At 46.0% G+C, this 265-nt stretch carries 1 protein-coding gene; it reads left to right on the plus strand.

Features of this window, described 5'->3' with window-relative positions:
- Positions 1 to 36: 36 nt before the first annotated feature.
- Complete coding sequence (locus tag ACRHNM_RS16965; protein ID WP_431137798.1) at positions 37 to 147, plus strand: hypothetical protein; 111 nt, start codon at positions 37 to 39, stop codon at positions 145 to 147.
- Positions 148 to 265 lie beyond the last annotated feature (118 nt).

Here is a 265-nt window from a genome sequence, read left to right on the forward strand (position 1 = left end):
CGACTGCTGTGGGGAACCGATTGGAAAATCGCGAATATTTCCTGGTCGCTCGGCTACCGGGAAGCCAACAATTTCAGCGCATTTTTCAAGAGGCACACAGGTGTTCCCCCAACTGTGTTCAGGGACCGTCAAAAGAAAGCGAAATGAAATATTACCTCCTTTTGATTTTCCTTGTTCTGGCAAGCCCTGAAATGGGGTTTTAACCCGGGAGTGAGCTTTTTACAAAAGTTTAACAAGCAGCCGGGGGCTATGTTTGAATTTTATA

The organism is Psychroserpens mesophilus (genome assembly GCF_050617655.1).
In the GTDB taxonomy this organism is placed as follows: Bacteria; Bacteroidota; Bacteroidia; order Flavobacteriales; family Flavobacteriaceae; genus Psychroserpens; species Psychroserpens mesophilus_A.